The sequence below is a fragment of the Micromonospora andamanensis genome, from assembly GCF_016863495.1.
Classification (GTDB): Bacteria; Actinomycetota; Actinomycetes; order Mycobacteriales; family Micromonosporaceae; genus Micromonospora; species Micromonospora andamanensis.
This window is the reverse complement of sequence record NZ_BOOZ01000029.1, coordinates 49,657-71,523: the sequence shown is the minus strand read 5'-3', so window position 1 is coordinate 71,523 and position 21,867 is coordinate 49,657. Positions and strand designations below refer to the sequence as shown.

Sequence of the window (21,867 nt, the reverse complement as noted above, 5' to 3'; positions counted from 1 at the left end):
TAAGGTCTCGGCTGCGTAGCCCAACACGGCCGTGCTCCACCCGGCTGACCCAGGATGCGGAGCGCTCGACCCGCCGGCCGACTTCCTCGCCGGTCAGCTGAGCGGCAAGGCGAAGGTCGCGAAGGATGAGGCCGAGTCGACGCCGACGGACTGTAGGGCTGGACGCGGGCATGGTTGATCCTCCTCGTCGATAGTTCGCCGCCGTCGATGACTATTGCACATGCACTTATCCTGTGCCATCTTCAGGTGCAGGGCTGATGACCCATGGGCATCGGTCAGCGACTGAAAGTGAATTTCGCTCCCGGTCAATCGAGTGGAGGAGACCCCGATGGCCCAGCCCGACGAGTTTTTGAGCAGCGCGAGCGTCCGGCCGTTGGGGCCGGAGCATCCCACCTGGTGTGTGGCGGACCGGGATGGGATCCACTACTCCGGTGAGCTACCGCCGTGGGGCAACGACCGGGTTGTCTATGCGACGAGCAGTCTGTTTCGGATGGACTGCTTGACGGTGCCGCTGGTCGGGGTCAACTTGCGGCTCTACGCGGCCGACCTGGTCGAGGACTATCCGCTGGACCTCGATCAGGCCCGTATCCTCGCCTGGTCGCTTCGGCGGCTGGTGCAGAGGGCGGGCGGGTAGCCGACACGTCCAGGCGATCATGTCGACGGCTTCTGGCCTGGCCGGGTACGTTCTGTCATCGGAGGAGAGTGGTCGATGGCGCAGCAAGCGGGCGGTCTGACCGAGTCGGAGTGGGAACAGCTCGCGCGGGAGTGGTTCGCCGAGTGGGGCTGGCAACCCGTCGAGGGCGTCGACCTCGCGCCTCGCACCGGTGAGCGCCTCGGCTGGGACGACCTACTGTTGACCCGGCGTCTCCACCGAGCCGTTGCCGGAATCAATCCAGATCTGCCGGCCACGGCGGTCGAGGATGCGGTCGACGCGGTGCGCCGGCCCGAGTCACAGGATGCCCTCGCCGAGAACTACCGGGTCCATCAGCTCGTGACCCGGGGCGTCTCCGGCGTCGGCTACATCGATGCCGTCGGCATCAGTCGTGAGCCGACGGTGTGGCTAATCGACTACAACGACCCGTACGCCAATGAGTTTGTGGTCGCCTCTCAAGTCAAGGTGGTCAGCGGCGATCACGCCCGACGTTTCGACCTGGTCTTGTACGTCAACGGGTTGCCACTCGCAGTGGTGGAGCTAAAGTCGGCCAGTCGGGGCGAGACCAGCAGCGCGACCGCGTACGCCCAGCTCCGTTCCTATCTGCGGGATCTCGGCCCGGCCATCTTCGCAACCCCGGTGGTGTGGGTGGCCAGCGACGGCGCCACCGCGCGGATCGGCACGCCGTTCACGCCCTGGGAACACATGGCGCCCTGGAACGTCGATGAACACGGCCGGCGGGTTGACATCAGCGACGGGTCGGCGTTGGAAGTCATGATCTCCGGAGTTTTCGAGCCAGCCCGGTTCCTCGATCTCATCGCCAACTTCGTTTCCTTCTCCGCCGACGAGCGCGGTGCGCTGTCCACGAAGAAGCTTGCCAAGGCCCACCAGTTCCACGCCGTGAACAAGGCCGTCGACCGCACGTTACGGGCGGTTCAGACCGACGGCAGGGCCGGCTACGTCTGGCACACGCAGGGCTCCGGCAAGAGCATGGAGATGGTGTTCTACGCCGCGAAGGCGATGCGTCACCCCGCTCTCGACAATCCGACGGTCGTCGTCGTCACCGACCGAACCGACCTCGACAGTCAACTCTTCGAGACATTCAGTGCCAGCCGGCTGCTGCCGGAGACCCAACCGAAGCGGGTCGGCAGCCGGGACGAGTTGCGCGACCAGCTCAGGGCCAGGCCCACCGGCGGCATCCTGTTCACCACCCTTCAGAAGTTCGGCCTGACCGACTCCGAGCGGGCCGCTGGCCGGGACCATCCGCAGCTCTCCGACCGGCGCAACATCGTGGTGATCGTCGACGAGGCGCACCGCAGCCACTACGACTTCCTCGACGGCTACGCCCGGCATCTGCGCGACGCACTGCCGCATGCCGCCTTCATCGCCTTCACGGGTACGCCGATCAAAGACATGCACAAGAACACCGGTGCGGTGTTCGGCACCGAGATCGACACCTACGACCTCACCCGGGCCGTCGATGACGGCGCGACCGTCCGGGTCTTCTATGAGAACCGGCACATCCCGGTGCACCTGCCGGCCAACGTCAACCCCGACGACCTGGACGACCGAGCTGAAGACGCGGTGGGCGACCTCACGCCCGAGGAACGCCGCCGGGCCGAACGCGCCTTCGCCGCGATCTCGGCGGTGGTCGGTGCACCGCAACGGGTACGGCAGGTGGCCGAGGACATCGTCGAGCACTGGGAACGGCGCAGCGCGGAAATGCGCAAGATCACCGGGGTGCCGGGCAAGGGCATGATTGTCTGCCTGAGCCGGGACATTTGCGCCCGGCTCTACGATGAGATCATTGCCCTCCGACCGGAATGGGGCCACACAGCGGACGACAAGGGCCGCCTGAAGGTCGTCTACAGCGGCGGCCGCTCCGACGGCGACAATCTCACCCCGCACATCCGGTCTGCGCTCCAGAACAAGGTGATCCAGCGCCGAGCCACCGACCCAGACGACGAGCTGGAGTTGGTGATCGTGCAGTCGATGTGGCTGACCGGTTTCGACTCGCCGCCGCTGCACACCCTCTACATCGACAAGTTCTTGCGGGGTGCGGCGCTGATGCAGGCGATCGCCCGGGTCAACCGCAGGTTTGGCGAGAAGCCGGCCGGCCTGGTCGTCGATTACCTCGGCATTGCCGACCGGCTGACCGAGGCGCTGGCCGAATACACCGTCGAGGATCAGGAGGAACGGCCGATCGGAGCCGATGTCTCCGAAGAGGGCATCCCGCTGGTCGTCGAGCGGCACGGCATCGTCTCCGCGTTGCTCGCGGGGTACGACTTCCGAGCCGTACGCGACGCCGGAGGCCCTCGCGGTTACCTGGATGCCATCCTTGGCGCGGTCGAGCACCTCCGTACCCCGGCACCCGGTGACGACGGCTCGGGCCCCCCGGAGCTGTCTTGCCGCTTCACCACCCACGCGCGTGAGCTGGCCCGCGCGTTCGCCCTCGCTCCCGCCGCTCCGGAGCTGCGCCACCTGCATCGCGACATCGCCTTCTTCGAATCCGTACGGCTGTATCTGGTCCGGCTCGATGCCGAGGCCAGGGCCGCCCAGGGGCTCCCCAGCACCGCCGACATCGAATTGGCGCTGCGGCAGCTTGCCGCCTCGGCGGTCGCTGCGGACGCCGTCGTCGATGTCTACGGGGTGGCGGGGGTCGAGAAGCCGGATCTGTCACACCTCGATGAGGCATTCATCGAGCGGATCAAGAACCATCCGCGGCCCAATCTTGCCCTCGAAGCGCTACGTCGCGCGATCGAGCAGGGGATCCGGCGTACCCACCGGCACAACCTTGTCCGTCAACGGGCCTTCACGGACCGGCTGCTGGAGACCATGCGGCGTTACACCAACGGCGCGCTCACCTCGGCCCAGGTGGTCGAGGAACTGGTCCGGTTCGCCAAGGAGGTCGTCGCCGACCGGGACCGGGCGGCGACGCTCGGGCTGACCGATGACGAGTTGGCGTTCTATGACGCGGTGGCCGCCAACGAGTCGGCAGTGCGGGAGTTGGGTAGCGACGTCCTGGCGAAGATCGCCCGTGAGTTGGTAGAGCGGATCAGGGCCGATGTGACCGTGGACTGGTCGGTCCGGGAACAGGTTCAGGCGCGGATCAGGAGCAAGGTCAAGCGGTTGTTGGCCCGCTACGGCTACCCACCCGACGAGGAACAACGAGCGATCGAACTCGTGCTGGCGCAAGCGAAGACCTTTGCCGAAGAGTGGAGCTGAGCGTTTCTGCGCCTGTCCGGAGACCCGCGTGGTGGTAGCCCCGGCAGGGCAGGCGTAGGGGTGGATATGGTCGTCGGGTGAATCGACTTGCGGAGGCGACCAGCCCGTACCTGCTCCAGCACGCCGACAATCCGGTGGACTGGTGGCCCTGGTGTGACGAGGCGTTCGCCGAGGCGAAACGGCGCGACGTGCCGGTGCTGATCTCTGTCGGCTACTCGGCCTGCCACTGGTGCCACGTGATGGCGCACGAGTCGTTCGAGGACGAGGCGGTCGGCAGGCTGCTCAACGAGGGCTTCGTGTCGATCAAGGTGGACCGCGAGGAGCGGCCCGACGTGGACGCGGTCTACATGACCGCCACCCAGGCGATGACCGGTCAGGGCGGCTGGCCGATGACTGTCTTCGCCACCCCGGACGGCACCCCGTTCTTCTGCGGCACGTACTTCCCCCGGCCGAACTTCGTCCGACTGCTGGAGTCGGTCGGGACCGCCTGGCGGGAGCAGCGCGACGCCGTGCTGCGCCAGGGCGCCGCCGTGGTGGAGGCGATAGGCGGTGCGCAGGCCGTCGGCGGTCCCACCGCCCCGCTCACCGCCGAGCTGCTCGACGCCGCCGCGGACCAGCTCGCCAAGGAGTACGACGAGGTCAACGGCGGTTTCGGTGGGGCACCGAAGTTTCCGCCGCACATGAACCTGCTCTTCCTGCTGCGCCACCACCAGCGCACCGGCTCGGCCCGGAGCCTGGAGATCGTCAGGCATACCTGCGAGGCGATGGCCCGAGGTGGCATCCACGACCAGCTTGCCGGCGGCTTCGCCAGGTACGCGGTGGACGGGCACTGGACCGTGCCGCACTTCGAGAAGATGCTGTACGACAACGCGCTGCTGCTGCGGGTCTACACCCAGCTGTGGCGGCTCACCGGCGACGCGTTGGCGCTGCGGGTAGCCCGGGACACGGCCCGGTTCCTCGCCGACGAGCTGCACCGGCCCGAGCAGGGTTTCGCTTCGGCGCTGGACGCGGACACCGAGGGCGTCGAGGGTCTCACCTACGTCTGGACGCCGGCCGAGCTGGTCCAGGTGCTGGGCGAGGAGGACGGCCGGTGGGCCGCCGACCTCTTCGCGGTGACCGACACCGGCAGCTTCGAGCACGGCACGAGCGTGCTGCGACTGGCGCGCGACGTCGACGACGCCGATCCGGCGGTACGGGAGCGCTGGCAGGGAGTGGTCCGCCGGCTGCTGGCCGTCCGGGACAGCCGGCCCCAGCCGGCACGCGACGACAAGGTGGTGGCTGCCTGGAACGGTCTGGCGGTGACCGCGCTCGCCGAGTTCGTCCGACTTGTCGAGGCCAGCGGTCGGATCGGCACCGAGGGTGAGGCGAACCTGTTGGAGGGGGTCACCATCGTCGCCGACGGGGCGATGCGGCACACCGCCGAGTACCTCGCCCGGGTGCACCTGGTCGACGGACGGCTGCGCCGCGCGTCCCGGGACGGCCGGGTCGGCGATCCAGCCGGCGTACTTGAGGACTACGGCTGCGTGGCCGAGGCGTTCTGCGCCATGCACCAGGTCACCGGTGAAGGTCGCTGGCTGGAACTGGCAGGTCAGCTGCTCGACGTCGCGCTGGCACATTTCGCCGCGCCCGGTGGGGCGTTCCACGACACCGCCGACGACGCGGAGCAGCTTGTCGCCCGGCCCGCCGACCCGACCGACAATGCCACCCCTTCCGGCCGGTCCGCGATCGTCGCGGCGCTTGTCGCGTACGCGGCGCTGACCGGGGACAACCGCTACCGCGAGGCGGCCGAGGCGGCCCTGGCCACTGTCGCGCCGATCGTCGGGCGGCATGCCCGCTTCACCGGGTACGCGGCCACCGCTGGCGAGGCGCTGCTCTCCGGGCCGTACGAGATTGCGGTGGCGACCGACGACCCGGCGGGTGACCCGCTGGTGGCGGCGGCGTACCGGCACGCCCCGCCCGGTGCGGTGATCGTCGTGGGCGCTCCGGACCAGCCGGGGATTCCGCTGCTCGCCGGCCGTCCGTTTGTCGACGGGCGGGCAGCCGCGTACGTCTGTCGGGGTTTCGTCTGCCAGCGCCCGGTGACGGGTGTCGAGGAGTTGGTGGAGCAGCTGCGTTGAGCCGGATCCGCCGCAGGGTGCCGCGACCGGCCCGGATAGGCTGACGCCGCTATGGATTCCCGTACCGGTCTGCCCGTTGTCGGCATGGTGGGCGGCGGCCAACTGGCCCGGATGACCCACCAGGCCGCCATCTCCCTCGGCCAGTCGCTGCGTGTGCTCGCGCTCACCCCGGACGACGGCGCGGCCCTGGTCGCCGCCGATGTCCAGTACGGCGACCACGCCGACCTCGCCGCGCTGCGTACCTTCGCCAAGGGCTGCGACGTGGTCACCTTCGACCACGAGCACGTCCCGACCGAGCACATCCGGGCCCTCACCGGCGAGGGGGTGAAGCTGTTCCCGCCCGCCGACGCGCTCGTGCACGCCCAGGACAAGCAGGTGATGCGGGAGCGGCTCGGCACCCTGGGCGCGCCCAACCCGCGTTGGCGACCTGTCGCGTCCCCCGCTGATCTGGTCGAGTTCGGCGCGGAGGTCGGCTGGCCGGTCGTGGTCAAGGCCGCCCGTGGTGGGTACGACGGGCGTGGGGTCTGGCCGGCCAGCGACCCGGCCGCCGCGACCGAGCTGGCGGAGACACTGCTCGCCGGTGGCACGAAGCTGATCGTCGAGGAACGGGTGGCGCTGCGCCGGGAACTCGCCGTACAGGTGGCGCGTTCGCCGTTCGGGCAGGTCGCGGTCTACCCGGTGGTCGAGACGGTGCAGCGCGACGGGATCTGCGTCGAGGTGCTGGCACCGGCTCCCGGCCTGGTCGAGGAACTGGCGGTCGCCGCGCAGCAGCTCGCCATCGATCTGGCCACCGAACTCGGCGTGGTGGGCCTGCTGGCGGTTGAGCTGTTCGAGGTGGCCGATCCGGCGGGGCCGGGCGGTAGCCGGCTGGTGGTCAACGAGCTGGCGATGCGTCCGCACAACTCGGGGCACTGGACCATCGAGGGGGCCCGGACGTCGCAGTTCGAGCAGCACCTGCGGGCGGTGCTGGACTACCCGATGGGCGACACCTCGTTGACCGCCCCGGTGGTGGTGATGGCGAACGTGCTCGGCGGGCAGCCCGGCGGCATGTCGATCGACGAGCGGCTGCACCATCTCTTCGCGGCCGAGCCGACCGCCCGGGTCCACCTGTACGGCAAACAGGTCCGCCCCGGCCGCAAGATCGGCCACGTCACGGTGCTCGGCGACGATCTGGACGAGGCGCGCGCCCGGGCTGCCCGGGCCGCCAGCTGGCTGCGGGACGGAACAGCGGAGGAATGAGCAACGTGAGCACGGTCGGTGTGATCATGGGGAGCGATTCGGACTGGCCGACGATGAAGGCCGCCGCCGAGGTGCTCGCCGAGTTCGAGGTGCCGTACGAGGTCGAGGTCGTTTCGGCGCACCGCACCCCGGTCAAGATGATCGACTACGGTAGGGCCGCTGCCGACCGTGGGCTCAAGGTGATAATCGCCGGGGCCGGCGGCGCGGCGGCCCTGCCCGGCATGGTCGCCTCGGTGACCCCACTGCCGGTGATCGGCGTACCGGTGCCGCTGAAGCACCTCGACGGCATCGACTCGCTGCTGTCGATCGTGCAGATGCCGGCCGGGGTGCCGGTGGCGACCGTGTCGATCGGCAACGCCCGCAACGCCGGGCTGCTCGCCGTCCGCATCCTCGCCACCGCTGACCGCGCCCTGCTCGACCGGATGTCGGCGTACCAGGCCGACCTGGAACAGTTGGTCGCCGAGAAGGACGCCGCACTCCGCGCCTCCCTGGCTTAGCAACGCCTTCCTGGCCTAGCCACGGCTGCCTGATCGCTCGCCGGCCCGATCGCCTGCCGGCCTGCTTGCCTGCCGCCCTGCTCGGCTCGTTGCCGCCCTGCTCGCGCCTGCTGTTCGGCCGCGTTGCGTCCCCGCTGGCGACCGCTGTTCGCCGTGGCATGGCCGACGCACGACGTGTGGTCCGGACGCTGTCGAGCTGAGCCGTCCGCGCTATCAGCGGCACAGGCGCGCCCGTTGCGACGGCCGCTGGTGGCTGATCCGTCCAGGCTCTCAGCTCGACAGTGCCTCGACCCCCATATGCTGCCGGCGCGGCCTCGTCCGCCAGCACGGCCTTTGCCCGCTATCGCGGCATTGCGCGCCGATCCGGTTCAGCGCATGCCGCGTAGCGCCGTCTGCAGGCGTTCCTGGGCGCGGCGACGGCGTTCGTTGCTGGCGCCGAGAATCAGCAGCAGGAAGCCGACCGGGATCAGCGCCAGCCACGGTCCGAGGCTGAACAACGCGTGCACGGCCGCGATCGCGGTGACCACCGCTCCGACGATGACAGGTGCCTGCTGCTGGGTCATCGAGCCGAAGACCAGCACGGCGACCGCGCCGAGCAACAGCAGCACCTGACGGATCGTGCTCGAATCGGTGGCCAGCACGATCGCCAGGGTCGGCACGAAGGCGGCGAGCAGCGCCGGTCCGTACGCCACCCAGCTGCTCATGTCGGTGCGCTGGCGCAGCTCCAGCACCCCGACCAGCAGGGCCAGCGCGGCGAACGGCAACGTGTACGCCTCGGGCAGGGCCACGTCGGCAACCCGCATCAGGATCCACCAGGCGGTGATCTCGCAGAGCACCACAGCCCAGAACAACACCCGTCGCTCCGTCGGCCGGCGTCCGGGTCGGGTCGCGGCGAGACCGAGAACCGCACCCCAGGCGGCGAGCAGTGCGGCGATGTGCCGGGGCGAGTCGAAGGCCAGCGCCAGCGCGATGAGTGCTGCGGCGTGTCCGCTCCACTCCACTGTCGCCGCCTCGCGACGTGCCTCGGGGCGGCGGAGCCGGGGCAGCGTGGCGGAGAAGACCTGCAACGCCGCGCCGACCGCCAGCACCCCGAACGCCGACCAGACCGCGGCGAGCCCGGCTACCAGGCCGGCGGTGAGCACGAACAGCTGCGCCATCAGTGAGGCGAACAGCCAACCGAGCAGACGGGCCCGGGAGGTCAGACCGTAGAGGGCGGCCACCAACCCAACCCCGACCGCACCACCGAGAGTGAACAGGGTCAGCTCCCGGGTGGCGAGGCTGCCGGCGAGGCCGGCTCCACCCGCTGCCAGTCCGATCACGAAGACCAGGACCCGGGCCAGGCGCAACGAGCGGGCCCGCTCCACCAGGGCCGGCGGCGGCGTCAGCGCCAACCCCAGCATCGAGATGGTGAACACGGCCAGGGCCGACAGCGTGCTCGCCGGCCAGCCGCCGCCGAGCGCGATCGGGGCGATGAGCAGGGTGACGGCGGCGCCGGGCAGCACCACCGGCACGGCCCGGGACCGGCGTCCGCCACTGAACCCGGTGGCGGCCAGGGCCGCCGTCACGGTGAGCAGCAGCGCGGTGAGCACATGGGTCGGGTTGACCGCTGCCGGCGGCGGGTCGAGCAGGATCGCAGGTGGTCCCTGCCAGATCCGGTTGACCGTGCGATGCGGGTCGACGAGGGCGGCGATGAGCGCTGGGGCGATGGAGACCAGGGCCAGGACCGTCGGTAGGGCGGCGGCGGCCAGCGCACCGGCGGCCGGGCTCACCCGCCACCGGCGCCGGTTGTCGTCGGGCAGCCGACGTAGCGCCCCGTCGAGCAGCACGGTCCATCGGCGCACCGGTTGGGCCGCGCCGGTCGGCGGCTCGGTCGCCCCCCGCACCAGCTCCGCGAGCACCCCGAGCAGGGCCGCCGCTGCCGCGTAGACCCCGACGGGCAACGCGATGGGTACGGCGGCGAGCGCTGTCACGCTCGCCCCGCCGACCACTCCGGCGCTGGCCCAGGGCAGGTACTGGGGAACCTGCCGGCGGACCGCGGCCACCGCGGCCAGGCCGAGGCTGGACGCGGCAAGGCCGGCGGTGAGCACCACCTGGGGGGCGTGGCCGAACTCGACGGCGAGGGCGGCGGTGGCACCCGGCAACGCCAGCAGTGCCGCGCCCACGCCGGCACCACCTATCTGCGCCAGGTGCGGCGGCATGCCCTCCGCCTCGATGTCCTCGACGAGCGGCTCGGCCATGTTGCGGGCCAGCGCGGCCACCACCGTGCCGATCAACACGATGCTGCCCAGGGCCAGCGCGGTCGTCCACGGTCGGACCAGGCCGGCGCCGGCGGCGTGCAGCGCGACCACCCCGGCCACGGTGATCCGGGACAGTGCCGCCCTGGGCTCGATCGTGGCGACCGCGGCCATCCCGAAGATGGTGGCGACCATGCCGCCGATCAGGACCGGCGACCACCAGGACAGCTCGAACGCGGCGGGAGCGCCGATGGTGGCGAGCACGACCGCCACTCCGGCCACGTCGTAACGCCAGGGCGGCGGCAGCAGGATGCCCGCCGCGATCGCGAGCAGCACCAGGGCGATCGGGCCCTGCCAGGTCGTACCGCCGGTCGGCGCGGCCGGCCAGCCGCTGAGGTCGCCGTTCCAGATCGGGCCGGGTGTGGCCAGCACGCCGACACCGCCGCGTAGCGCCATCCAGCCGGCGAGCAGCCCGATCAGCACTCCACCGATGGTGAGGCCGAGCACCGGCCCTCGGCGCCACTCCTCGGGCATCGCCCGGGCCGCGACGGCCACCACCAGGACCAGTGCGGCGGCGACGGCGAGCTGCCCGGCCGGTGCGAGCACCGTGCCGATCCGCAGCAGAGTGGCGACAAGCGCGGCGGTCACCGCGGCGGCTGCCAGGTCGGAGCCGTCCAATGTGAGATCGGAGCGGCGACCGGTGTCGATCGAGGGGGCCAGGAACAGCAGCACCGCGGAGACCAGCAGCAGCGCGCCGACCCAGGCGTCCGCCACGGTGGCACCCGGTGAGCCGAATCCGGCCGCGGCGACAACCAAGGCACCCAGGCCGGTGCCGACCGACAGCGGTACGGGGATTTGGCGTTGCGACACCTGCACGATGGCGGCGTAGCCGAGCGTGACGCAGACGGCGAGGAAGCTGGCCGCGAGCACCGGCACGGTCGCCTCGCGCAGGCTCGCCGGGGTCGGCGTGGCGTCGACCGGGAGGGTGGCCGCGACGAAGGCGGCCACTGCTCCGGGCAGGGCGAAGGCGGCACCCCCGGCAGCCCAGGCCGAGACGGTGTCCGCAGCCGCCGGGGCGAGCCGGATCCGGGGGGCGGCGGCGATCAGCGCACCGGCCACGACGAAGGTGAGCAGCACCGCGGCGGTCAACGCCGGTCGGGCGAGGGCCGCGCCGGCACCGGCGAGCCCGACCACGGCGGCGCCCACCGCGTGCGCCAGCGCGGCGCGGGGGGTACGGGCGGAGAGGCCGGCCGCCCCGATACCGATAGCGGTAAGCACCATCGACCACGGCGCCCACGCCCAGGCCAGTCCGAAGGAGGCCGGTACGGCCAGCGCGGTGAGCGCCGCGCCGGTCACCGCGAACTCACGTCGGATCTCCGGCGGCAGGGCCAGCACCGCGGCCACGGTCAGCAGAAAGGCGCTGGCGGCGAGCTGCCAGGCGGCCGGTCCCACGGCGGCGGCCAGCTCGGCCGGGTACCTGTCGAGGTCCGCCGCCCAGGCCGGCAGCGCGGCCTGGACCGGGGCGATTCCGGCGCGCAACGCGCTGCCGGCGACCACCACCCCGCTGACCGTCAGCGCCACCGCGGAGGCCAGCTGCGGGCCCCGGCGGACGGATTCGGGTACCGCCCGGACCGCGAGCCCGGTGACCGTGATGACCAGCGCGATCAGCAGCAGGGCGCGGCCCGGAAGTGCCACCGAGGCGACCCGGCCCAGGGCACCGATGACGGCGAGGGTGAACACGCCCGCGCCCAGGTCGGGCAGGGGCGGACGGCGGAGCACAAGCGTCCCGGCCAGGCAGACGGTGGCGGCGAGGAGCAGCACCAGTCCGGTGCCGGCCGCGCCCGGCACGGTGGTGGTCCGCAGCAGGGCGGTCACCGCGTACGCCAGGGCGACGGCGACCGCCACCCCGTGCAGCGCCCAGGTCAGTTCCCGCAGCCCCGGCACCGGTCGGGTTGGTGCGGTCGCGGCGCCGCCGACGGTGAGGTCCAGCAGCTCACCGCCCTCCTCCGGGGCCGCCTCCGGCCTGCCGTCGGACGGGTTCTCCTCGGCCGAACGCTGCCGGGGCGCGCTCGGCCGGCCGGAGTCGGCCGCCGCGTCGGTGAGCGGCTGCTCCACGGTGACCGGGGAGCGGGCCAGCCACAGGTCGAGCAACGCGACAACTGTCAGCACCAGGGCCCAGCCCGCCGGTCCGGTGATCCGGTCGTACGCCAGCAGTGGCACCACCGGCTGGGCGGCCAGCACGGTGGCGAACCGGGGCGCGCGCAGCCTGGTCCACCCGGCGTAGCCGACCGAGACGGCGGCGGTGACCGCGAAGATCACTCCGGCGAAGACCGTGCCGGAAGCACCGCCGTTGCCGATCCGGTCCACCGCCCAGAGGGCGTACCCGGTCAGGGGAACCAGGAGCAGGCCCACGGCCGCGATGGTCTCGGCCGTGGAGGTCAGTCCACGCCGGACCAGCACCGGCGGAGCGAGCAGCATGAGGACTGTCGCGAGCAGCAGGATGCCGAGGCGGGCCAGCGCGTCCATCGAGCTGGTGGCGACCACGGCGAACACCACGGCGGCGACGCCGAGCAGCAGCGCGCCGAGGCCGAGCGGGATGTTCTGGACCTCCCGCGAGGACGCCTCCGGCGGGTGCTCAGGGTCGTCGACGTCCAGCCAGACAGGTTCGGTAGGTGGCGGTGGCTCCTGGACACCCGTGGTGCCCTGGCGGGGTACCCGAGGTGGCGGAAACGCGCCGTCCCGCGGTGGCGGGACCGCACCGTCGCGAGGCGGCGAGGCACCGTCGGATGAGGGGCGGCGCGGTGGCCGACGGCGTAACACGCGACGCGGCCGGCTGGCCTGCCGGATCCGCTCGTCTCCTTGACTGCCGGCGTGCGAGAGGATGTCGCGCTGGAAGAGCGCCGCCTGCATCTTGGCGGCGAGCTGTCGTTGTTCCCGGGCGATGGCGGCCTCGCGGGCCTTCAGCTCCGCGATCGAGCGTTCGATCTCCGCCAGGTGCTCGGCCCATTGTGGCTGGTGCGCTCCGCAGTGCGGGCAGCGAACCGCCGGCTTGATCTCCCGGCCGCACGAAGGGCACTGAAAGTTCGCCACGACACCCCTCCACCCGCACTGTGGATTCCCACTGTCGCAGCATGCCCAAAGCGGGCCGGGAATTCGACAGTTGTCGGCGGGTCAAGCGCCAGTATCACCGGAGAACGCGATCATGGCCGCCCCATGCCCCGGTACTCCCAGCCGGCCTGGGTCCACAGTGCCGAGTCGAGGCAGTTGCGGGCGTCGACCACGCGGCGGCCGGCGACGAGGTCGCCGAGGAGGCCGGGGTCGGCGTTGCGGAAGTCGGCCCATTCGGTGAGGACGCAGACCAGGTCGGCGCCGGTGACCGCCTCGGCGATGTCGGCTTCGTAGCTGAGTTCAGGTACGGCCCGCCTGGCGTTGTCCATGCCCTGAGGGTCGTAGACGTGGACGTCGGCGCCGGCCTTGTGGAGCAGGGCGGCCACCGCGAGGGCGGGGGCGTCGCGTACGTCGTCGGTGTTGGGTTTGAAGGTGGCGCCGAGCACGGCGATCCGGGTGCCGGACAGGTCCGGGCCGGCCGGGCCGGAGCGGCGGCCGAGCAGGTCGGCGGCGAGTTGCAGGACACGGGTCCGGCGCCGCAGGTTGATCAGGTCGACCTCGTGCAGGAAGCGCAGTGCCTCGCCGGCGCCGAGTTCCTGGGCGCGGGCCTGGAAGGCGCGGATGTCCTTGGGCAGGCAGGCGCCGCCGAAGCCGAGCCCGGCCTGGAGGAAGCGGTTGCCGATGCGGGGGTCGTAGCCGATGGCGCGGGCGAGCTGGGTGACGTCACCGCTGGAGGCCTCGCAGACCTCGGCCATCGCGTTGATGAAGGAGATCTTGGTGGCGAGGAAGGCGTTCGCGGCGACCTTCACCAGCTCGGCGGTGGCGAAGTCGGTGACCACCAGGGGTACCTCGCGGTCCTCGGTGGCGGCCAGGTCGAACACACCCTTGTGGGCGGCGTAGAGCATGCCGTTGGCCCATTCGCTCTTGACGCCTACCACGATGCGGTTGGGTCGGAGCACATCGTCGACGGCGAAGCCCTCCTGGAGGAACTCCGGGCTCCAGGCCACCTCGACGCCGAGGTCGGCGGGGGTGTGCTTGCCCACGAGTTGCTCCACCCACTCGGCGGTGCCGACCGGGACCGTGGACTTGCCGACGATGAGCGCCTTGCGGGTCAGGTGCTGGGCCAGGCTGGTGACCGACGCCTCGACGTACGACAGGTCGGCACCCATCCCGTCGGCCCGCTGCGGGGTGCCGACGCAGATGAAGTGCACGTCACCGAAGGCGGCGGTCTCGGCGATGTCGGTGCTGAACCGCAGCCGGCCGGCGGCCAGGTTGCGGCGCAGCAGCTCGTCCAGGCCGGGCTCGTGGATCGGCACCTCTCCGGCGTTCAGCTTGGCGATCTTGTCTGCGTCGACGTCGAACCCGAGCACCTCGTAGCCGAGTTCGGCGTAGCAGATGGCGTAGGTCGCGCCAAGGTAGCCGGTGCCCAGGAAGGTCACCCGCGGCCGGGACGCGCCCGAGGGGGGCGTGACCGCCGCGATGGCGGGCACCGGCTGGGTGTTCGGGTACGGGATGGTCACGCCTGTCTTCTCCGCTCGCACTGGCGCCGCGTGGTTGCGTCGCGTTCCGCTGCGGCGCCAGGGCAGGGCGCCGGAGAGGTGGTTCGTCTGCTGGGTCCCATCATCGCCGAGCGGCATCGGGGCTTCGTCATAGCCCAGCCTACGCGCCGGTAACATCACCTGAACTGTGGTCGTTATCCTTCAGTCTGCGCGGTGGGCGTCCAGGTGACGCTACAGACTGCGCATGATAGCGGTGAAGGGGAGGGGCCGACATGGCCGCAGAGCAGTCGTTTGACGCGTACCGCCTGCCCGAGGAGCACGAGGCGATCCGGGAAGCGGTCCGCGAGGTCTGTGCGGCCAAGGTGGCTCCGCACGCCGCCGAGGCGGATGAGACAGGTGAGTTCCCGAAGGCGTCGTACGACGCACTTCGGGCTGCCGACTTCCACGCCCCGCACATCCCGGTCGAGTACGGCGGTGCCGGCGCGGACGCGCTGGCCACGGCGATCGTGATCGAGGAGGTTGCCCGGGCCTGCGCCTCGTCCTCGCTTATCCCGGCGGTGAACAAGCTGGGCACCATGCCGCTGCTGCTGGCCGGCTCCGACGAGCTCAAGAGCCGCTACCTGACACCTGTCGCCAGCGGCGAGGCGATGTTCTCGTACTGCCTGTCCGAGCCGGAGGCCGGCAGCGACGCGGCGGCGATGACCACCCGGGCGGTACGTGACGGCGATCACTGGGTGCTCAACGGCGTGAAGCGGTGGATCACCAACGCCGGTGTCTCGGAGTTCTACACCGTCTTCGCGACGACCGACCCCACCGCCCGCTCCCGGGGCATCTCCGCCTTCGTGGTCGAGAAGTCCGATCCGGGGGTCAGCTTCGGTGCCCCCGAGAAGAAGCTGGGCATCAAGGGTTCACCGACCCGCGAGGTCTACCTGGACAACGTGCGGATCCCGGCGGAGCGGATGATCGGTGCCGAGGGCACCGGCTTCGCCACCGCGATGAAGACCCTGGATCACACTCGGGTCACCATCGCCGCACAGGCCGTCGGCATCGCGCAGGGCGCGCTCGACTACGCCAAGGGGTACGTCGCCGAGCGCAAGCAGTTCGGCAAGGCGGTCGCTGAGTTCCAGGGCGTGCAGTTCATGCTCGCCGACATGGGGATGAAGCTCGAGGCGGCCCGGCAGTTGACGTACGCGGCGGCCGGTCGGTCCGAGCGCGGCGACGCCGACCTGACCTACTTCGGCGCGGCGGCCAAGTGCTTCGCCTCGGACGCCGCGATGGAGATCACCACCGACGCGGTGCAGCTGCTCGGTGGGTACGGCTACACCCGCGACTACCCGGTCGAGCGGATGATGCGCGACGCCAAGATCACTCAGATCTACGAGGGCACCAACCAGGTGCAGCGCATCGTGATGGCCCGCCAACTGCTCAAGGGCTGACCGCCCGCACGGACGCCCACCGTCACCTCCGCCTGACGGCCGTCGGGCGGAGGTGACGATCGGTGGTACCGGGGTCAGTTGGTGGCGTCGTCGCGTCGGGGCAGGTTGCCCGGTGGCGCCGACCAGGGCGACCCCCCGCCGGTACGCCGGGGCAGCGGCTCGGTGGGCGTCGGATCCGGATCCGGATAGCCCAGGCTCAGCGGTGCGGTGTCACCTTCCGACGACGGGGCCGGTGACCAGTCGGTCAAAGTCGGGTCCGACGTCGACGCGTCAGGCATCCCCGCCGGCTGCGGCACCGGGGCCGGCCAGCGTCGCCAGCGTTGCCCGCTGAACGTCGCGATCAGCAGCAGCACGCCGATCAGGAAGAGCGTTCCGTTCTCCACCGGCAGCCCCAGCGGCAGCGGGTCACCGAGGAAGCCCCAGTCGGACGGGATCCGTTCGCGTACCCGGAACGGCGCGATGAACAGCCCGACGTACGGGGTGACCAGCAGCAGCCCGGCCACCAGCGGACCGAGCGGCGAGATGCGCAGCGTGCCGAGCAGACCCAGCACGATGCCACCGACAGCGAGGTATACGGCCGGCTCGATGAGGTTGGCCGTGTTGGACGTGCCGATCTCCACCCACCGGTTGACGGTGTCGGCCGACCCGTCCTGACCGAGGGTGACCAGCACCCACGTGACCGGCACCACCACCAGCCCTGCGAGGAAGCTCCACAGATGTCGCATCCGCGCACCGTACCGTTTCCGACATGACCGAGCACCCCGCCACTACCCTGCCGGGCAAACCGACCTCGTACTCCCGGGTAACCCTCAGTCGGATCATGACCGCCGTCGACGTGAACCTGTACGGGACAGTGCACGGTGGGGTGCTCATGAAGTTCGTCGACGACGTGGCTGGAGCGGCGGCGGCGCGGCACAGCGGCGGTACCGCGGTGACCGCCGCGATCGACGAGATCGTCTTCTCCGAGGCGGTCCGGGTGGGCGACCTGGTGCACGCGTACGCCCAGGTGAACTGGACCGGGCAGACCTCGATGGAGGTCGGCGTACGGGTGATGGCCGAGCGCTGGGACTCGGCCGACGAGTTGCCGGTGCGGGTGGCCACCGCGTACCTCGTCTTCGTCGGGGTCGAGGTGGGCGGCGCACCCCGGCCGGTGCGTCCGGTCCTGCCGGAGACGCCGGAGGACGAGCGACGCTGGCGTGAGGCCGAGATCCGCCGCGCGCACCGACTGGCCCGCCGTCGCGCGATCCAGGCGGCCCGCAGCGAAGCCTGAGGGGCACATCCGGTGTCGGTCGCGCGCCTCCATGCGTCACGCCCACACCCCCCGGCTGCGGGGGATGTGGAGTGGGCACATGCGTCTGCCGGGCTCGGGTGCGGAGAATGGCGCTTCGAGGTAGGGCAAGATGGCGCCACGGCCCACCGCACAGCGTCGTGCCGGGCCAGGGGAGGAGTGGACCAGTGACGGACGTGCTGTGGACGCCACCGGCGGACGTGCTCCAGCGGTCGCGGATCGGCGCTTACCTGCGTTGGCTCGCCGAGCACCGGGGGTTGACGTTCGCCGACTACGACGCCCTGTGGCAATGGTCGGTCACCGACCTGGACGCCTTCTGGCGGTCGATCTGGGACCACTTCGGCGTCGTCGCGCACACCCCGCCGACCGCCACCCTGGCCGATCGGGGCATGCCGGGCGCCAGGTGGTTCCCCGGCGCCACCCTCAACTACGCCGAGAACGTGCTGCGGATGCCGGGCCGGGCCGACGATGAGCCGGTGGTCGTGGCACACGGGCAGACCCGCGAGCCGGTCACCCTCACCGCCGGTCAGTTGCGCGAGCAGGTCCGGCGGGTCGCCGCCGGGCTGCGCCGGCTCGGCGTCACCACCGGCGACCGGGTGGCCGCGTACGCGCCCAACATCCCCGAGACGTACGTGCTGATGCTCGCCACCGCCAGCCTCGGTGCCGTCTTCTCCTCCTGCGCGCCGGAGTTCGGCACCCGCAGTGTCACCGACCGCTGGCAGCAGATCGAGCCGAAGATCCTGGTCGCCGTCGACGGCTACCGCTACGGCGACAAGCCGGTGGACCGGCGCGCCGAGGTGGCCGCGATCCGGGCCGCGCTGCCCTCGCTGCGGCACACCGTGTCGATCCCCTACCTCGACCCCGGGGACTCGCCGGCGGACGGGGCACTGGCCTGGGCGGAGCTGGCCGCCGAGACCGACGAACCGCTGGCCTTCACTCCGGTGCCGTTCGACCACCCGCTGTACGTGCTCTACTCCTCCGGCACCACCGGGCTGCCCAAACCCATAGTGCACGGGCACGGCGGCATCCTGCTGGAACACCTGAAGATGCTCGCCCTGCACCACGACCTCGGTCCGGCCGACCGGTTCTTCTGGTTCACCACCACCGGCTGGATGATGTGGAACTTCCTGGTCTCCGGACCGGCGGTGGGCGCGACGATCGTGCTGTTCGACGGCAACCCCGGCCACCCCGACCTGAGCGCGATGTGGCGGCTCGCCGAGCAGACCGGCACCACGTACTTCGGCACCTCAGCGCCGTTCCTGCTGGCCTGCCGCAAGGCCGGCCTGGTCCCGCGCGAGATCGCCGACCTCGCCGCGCTGCGCGGCCTCGGTTCCACCGGCGCGCCACTGCCCGCCGAGGGCTTCACCTGGGTGTACGACACGGTCGGCAGCGACCTTCAGCTCCAGTCGCTGTCCGGCGGCACCGACGTCTGCACCGGCTTCGTCGGCGGTGTCCCGCTGCTGCCGGTGCACGCCGGTGAGATCACCTGCCGGGCGCTGGGCGCCAAGGTGGAGGCCCGCTCACCGGACGGCACCCCGGTGATCGGCGAGCTGGGCGAGCTGGTGATCACCGAGCCGATGCCGAGCATGCCCGTGGGTTTCTGGAACGACCCGGACGGGGCCCGGTACCGGGAGGCGTACTTCGACGTCTATCCCGGGGTGTGGCGGCACGGGGACTGGATCACCATCAACTCGCGGGGCGGATGCGTCATCACCGGCCGCTCCGACGCCACCCTCAACCGGGGCGGGGTCAGGCTCGGCACCGCCGAGTTCTACTCCGTCGTGGAAGGGCTTGACGAGGTCGTCGACTCGGTGGTGGTACATCTGGAGGACGACGAGGGCGGCGCCGGCGAGCTGCTGCTGTTCGTGGTGCTCGCCGACGGGCTCTCCCTCGACGACGAACTGCGGAAGAAGATCTGCCGCGAGCTGCGTACCGCGTTGTCCCCCCGGCACGTCCCCGACGAGATCCACCAGGTCCGCGCGGTTCCACGCACCCTGTCGGCGAAGAAGCTGGAGGTGCCGGTAAAAAAGATCCTCACCGGCACCCCCGTCGACCAGGCCGCCGCCAAGGGCGCCCTCGCCAACCCCGATTCCCTTGCCGCCTTCGCGACCCTGGCCCAACACCGCGCCCCGAGCCACCCCGCCCCTTGACTCAGGGGCTTGTGACGTATCTGTTGGGTGGTTCGGTGCGTCGTTGATGGCGAACGCCGTGGTCCTGGGTGGGCGGTCTCCAGGGGCCCTGCGTCACTGAGCGTGTCTCGCCGCCCACCGACCCCACACCCCCTCGCATCCTTTGCTCTGCTTCAACCCACGCAACAGTCACTCTCCGCAGTACCGCGCGCCCGCCGGCCTCGCGCGCCCGCCACGTTGGCCCAGCTCAGCCGGTTGTGCGTCGGTTGAAGCAGAGCAAAGCGTCGAGGTGGGTTGGTCTGCCCGCGCCAGCGTGGCGACTGTGGGTGATTATTGCTGAGGGTGATGGTTCGGCCCGTAGCTCGGTGGTGCCCGGGCCGGCCGCCGGCTCCTCCTCGATCAGATCGGCCGCGGGGCGGTTCAGCCGAGGGTGCGGGTGACCCGTTCCGTCGATTGCCGGTCGGCCAGGCGGTCCGGGTCCGGGTGGGCGCAGAGCACCATTGTGGCGCCCGCGCTGAGCGGGGCCAGTAGCCAGTCGAGCGGGTCCGGGTGCCTGTCGACGTCCACCAGGAGCCGGTCGGCCGGGGAGATACCGAGTTCGAGGGCGCGGGCGGCGGCCCGAGTACGTAGCGCGCTGTGGTCGGGCCCGCCCGGCGGGTACGCCGTGAAGTGGTCGCCGTGCGCGCGTACCTCGGTGACGTAGTCCGCGAAGCCTGCCGGCACCTCCCGCAGCGGGAGCGCGAACGGGTGCAGCGCCAGTGCGTAGCGGTCATTCGCCGGCCAGGCGTCGGCCTCGACGAGGCGGTCGGCGGCGGCGAAGAGCACGTCCACCTCGCCCGGCTGCTCGGCGTACCGGACCGTCAACCCGGCCGACCAGCAGCCGAGCAGCACGGCAGCGCTCTGCCAGTGCGGCGGCAGGAGCACCGCGGCGGTGTCGCCCGACCCGAGGGCCAGTTCGTCGACGAGCAGGTTGGCCGTCTTGGCCACCCAGTTCGCCAACGTCGCGCCGGAAAGTTCGGTGCGTTCGCCGGTCGCGTCGTCATACCAGGTCAGCAGCGGGCGGTTCGGGTCGCTCGCGATCGCGTCGGCGAAGACCCGGGCAATGTTGTCGGCCATCGGCGCGAACGATACGCGCCCGGTGGCCGTACTCGATGGCAGCGACAAGTCGGCGTACCGTCGGGTCGCAGTCAGCGTCCGTGCCCGGCTCCGGCGTAGGCTTGCCGGAGTGTTGTTCCCCACAGTCCCGCCACCACAAGGAGTCGCCCCGTGACCGCCGGTCGCCCGCCCCGCGTGCTCATCGACGCCACGAGTGTTCCCGCCGATCGCGGCGGCGTCGGTAGATACGTCGACGGCCTGCTCGGCGCCCTCGGCAAGGTGTGCGGATCGGCGGTGGACCTGGTGGTGGTCAGCCTCCGCACGGATCTGGAGCGCTACCGCCGGATGCTGCCCGGCGCGGAGATCATTCCAGCGCCGGCCGCTGTCGCGCACCGGCCGGCCCGGCTCGCCTGGGAGCAGACCGGCCTGCCCCTGCTCGCCCAGCAGGTCGGCGCCGAGGTGCTGCACTCACCCTTCTACACCTGCCCACTGCGTGCCGGCTGCCCGGTCACCGTCACGGTGCACGACGCGACGTTCTTCACCGAGCCGGAGCACTACGACAAGTCCCGCCGCACGTTCTTCCGCAGCGCCATCAAGACCTCGCTGCGGCGCGCGGACCGGGTGATCGTGCCCAGCAAGGCCACCCGCGACGAGCTGATCCGGCTGCTGGACGCCGATCCGACCCGGATCGACGTGGCCTACCACGGCGTGGACCACGACGCCTTCCACGCACCGGGCGACGAGGAGAAGGCCCGGGTGCGTGCCCGGCTGGGGCTCGGCGGCAGCCGTTACGTCGCGTTCCTCGGGGCCAAGGAGCCACGCAAGAACGTGCCGAACCTGATCCGTGGCTGGGCCCGGGCGGTCACCGACCGGCAGGATCCGCCCGCGCTGGTGGTGGCCGGTGGGCAGGGGCACGACGAGGACATCGACCGTGCGGTGGCCGAGGTTCCCTCACACCTGCGGTTGCTGCGCCCCGGCTACCTGCGCTACGGCGACCTGCCCGGCTTCCTCGGCGGCGCACTGGTGGCGGCGTACCCCTCCTACGGCGAGGGGTTCGGGTTGCCCATCCTGGAGGCGATGGCGTGCGCCGCCCCGGTGCTCACCACTCCCCGGCTTTCGCTGCCCGAGGTCGGTGGCGACGCGGTGGCGTACACCAGCGAGGATCCGGACCAGATCGCCGCCGACCTGGCCGCGTTGCTCGACGACGAGCCGCGCCGGCTGTCACTGGCCAAGGCCGGGTTCGACCGGGCGAAGGAATTCACCTGGGGGTCCAGCGCCGAGGTGCACATCGCGGCGTGGACCAGGGCGCGGGCCTGAGGCTGGCAACCGAGGCGCCCGGTCCAGGTGG

General features: G+C 71.4%; 14 protein-coding genes. 9 read left to right on the top strand and 5 right to left on the bottom strand.

Features of this window, described 5'->3' with window-relative positions:
* The coding region (locus Van01_RS22955) for a helix-turn-helix domain-containing protein (RefSeq protein WP_204011287.1) at positions 1-172 on the bottom strand (172 nt) is incomplete at its 3' end.
* A 156-nt stretch (positions 173-328) separates the two neighbouring features.
* Between Van01_RS22955 and Van01_RS22950 the strand changes: the two genes are divergently transcribed.
* The 5 genes from Van01_RS22950 (at position 329) to purE (ending at position 7,730) form a co-directional block, all read left to right on the top strand.
* Positions 329-634: a hypothetical protein gene (locus tag Van01_RS22950; RefSeq protein ID WP_204011278.1), complete on the top strand. Its 306-nt coding sequence runs from the start codon at positions 329-331 to the stop codon at positions 632-634.
* Positions 635-709: 75 nt separating this feature from the next.
* Positions 710-3,877 carry a type I restriction endonuclease subunit R gene (locus tag Van01_RS22945; RefSeq protein WP_204011275.1) on the top strand — a complete coding sequence of 1,056 codons (3,168 nt, stop codon included), beginning with the start codon at positions 710-712 and terminating at the stop codon, positions 3,875-3,877.
* 77 nt (positions 3,878-3,954) lie between these two features.
* Positions 3,955-5,994 carry a thioredoxin domain-containing protein gene (locus tag Van01_RS22940; RefSeq protein ID WP_204011273.1) on the top strand — a complete coding sequence of 680 codons (2,040 nt, stop codon included), beginning with the start codon at positions 3,955-3,957 and terminating at the stop codon, positions 5,992-5,994.
* A gap of 51 nt (positions 5,995-6,045) precedes the next feature.
* A complete protein-coding gene (locus Van01_RS22935; protein WP_204011271.1) occupies positions 6,046-7,233 on the top strand; it encodes a 5-(carboxyamino)imidazole ribonucleotide synthase in 1,188 nt (395 codons plus the stop codon).
* A 5-nt stretch (positions 7,234-7,238) separates the two neighbouring features.
* Positions 7,239-7,730: a 5-(carboxyamino)imidazole ribonucleotide mutase gene (gene purE / locus Van01_RS22930; RefSeq protein ID WP_099852231.1), complete on the top strand. Its 492-nt coding sequence runs from the start codon at positions 7,239-7,241 to the stop codon at positions 7,728-7,730.
* Between the two features lie 368 nt (positions 7,731-8,098).
* On the opposite strand, the gene Van01_RS22925 is transcribed toward purE, so the two are convergent.
* Both Van01_RS22925 and Van01_RS22920 read right to left on the bottom strand, forming a co-directional pair.
* Positions 8,099-13,054 carry a zinc ribbon domain-containing protein gene (locus tag Van01_RS22925; RefSeq protein WP_204011269.1) on the bottom strand — a complete coding sequence of 1,652 codons (4,956 nt, stop codon included), beginning with the start codon at positions 13,052-13,054 and terminating at the stop codon, positions 8,099-8,101.
* A 110-nt stretch (positions 13,055-13,164) separates the two neighbouring features.
* Positions 13,165-14,592, bottom strand: coding sequence for a UDP-glucose dehydrogenase family protein (locus Van01_RS22920; protein WP_204011285.1), 1,428 nt, complete (start codon positions 14,590-14,592; stop codon positions 13,165-13,167).
* Between the two features lie 251 nt (positions 14,593-14,843).
* Between Van01_RS22920 and Van01_RS22915 the strand changes: the two genes are divergently transcribed.
* Positions 14,844-16,007, top strand: a complete 1,164-nt coding sequence (locus Van01_RS22915) for an acyl-CoA dehydrogenase family protein (protein ID WP_204011267.1) — start codon at positions 14,844-14,846, stop codon at positions 16,005-16,007.
* Between the two features lie 74 nt (positions 16,008-16,081).
* Here Van01_RS22915 and Van01_RS22910 read toward each other — a convergent pair whose 3' ends face one another.
* Complete coding sequence (locus Van01_RS22910) at positions 16,082-16,732, bottom strand: hypothetical protein (RefSeq protein WP_204011255.1); 651 nt, start codon at positions 16,730-16,732, stop codon at positions 16,082-16,084.
* Between the two features lie 23 nt (positions 16,733-16,755).
* Here Van01_RS22910 and Van01_RS22905 point away from each other — a divergent pair, with 23 nt between their 5' ends.
* The gene (locus tag Van01_RS22905; RefSeq protein ID WP_204011253.1) at positions 16,756-17,277 is read left to right on the top strand and encodes an acyl-CoA thioesterase; all 522 of its coding nucleotides are present in this window, start codon (positions 16,756-16,758) and stop codon (positions 17,275-17,277) included.
* 185 nt (positions 17,278-17,462) lie between these two features.
* Positions 17,463-19,445, top strand: coding sequence for an acetoacetate--CoA ligase (locus Van01_RS22900; RefSeq protein WP_204011251.1), 1,983 nt, complete (start codon positions 17,463-17,465; stop codon positions 19,443-19,445).
* A 399-nt stretch (positions 19,446-19,844) separates the two neighbouring features.
* Here the strand turns inward: Van01_RS22900 and Van01_RS22895 are convergent, their stop codons facing one another.
* Entirely contained in the window at positions 19,845-20,540 is a 696-nt protein-coding gene (locus Van01_RS22895) for a TIGR03089 family protein (RefSeq protein ID WP_204011249.1), read from the bottom strand.
* 150 nt (positions 20,541-20,690) lie between these two features.
* Here Van01_RS22895 and Van01_RS22890 point away from each other — a divergent pair, with 150 nt between their 5' ends.
* Positions 20,691-21,836 carry a glycosyltransferase family 4 protein gene (locus Van01_RS22890; RefSeq protein WP_204011246.1) on the top strand — a complete coding sequence of 382 codons (1,146 nt, stop codon included), beginning with the start codon at positions 20,691-20,693 and terminating at the stop codon, positions 21,834-21,836.
* The last annotated feature ends 31 nt before the right edge of the window (positions 21,837-21,867 follow it).